Source organism: Corynebacterium sp. UMB10321 (genome assembly GCF_030228725.1).
Lineage (GTDB): Bacteria > Actinomycetota > Actinomycetes > Mycobacteriales > Mycobacteriaceae > Corynebacterium > Corynebacterium pseudogenitalium.
In genome coordinates this window covers 1-267 of sequence record NZ_JASOZC010000056.1, presented here as the reverse complement: position 1 = coordinate 267, position 267 = coordinate 1, and the positions used below count along the sequence as shown (strand labels likewise).

The window sequence follows — 267 nt, the reverse complement described above, 5'->3', positions numbered from 1 at the left end:
AAAAAAAAGATCGATGCCATGAAGGCAATTTTGGCTTCCGGAAAATATGGGCAACGAAATTTGGTGCTTTTTTCGATCGGGATCAATACAGCGTATCGAATCTCCGATTTAAGACAGTTGAAATTAAGTGACGTGGTAGAAATTTCTCGTGGCCGAGTGATTGTCAAAGAACGTCTGGCCATGAAGGAACAAAAAACAGCTAAACACAATTCGGTTTTCATTTCGAACAAATTACGAAAAGTGATTCTTGATTATGTTCAATCAGAA

1 protein-coding gene is annotated in these 267 nt (G+C 37.8%); it reads left to right on the top strand.

Annotation, left to right across the window (positions count from 1 at the left end; all coding sequences use genetic code 11):
- Window positions 1–18: 18 nt before the first annotated feature.
- The coding region (locus tag QP752_RS11290; RefSeq protein ID WP_336621670.1) for a tyrosine-type recombinase/integrase at window positions 19–267 on the top strand (249 nt) is incomplete at its 3' end.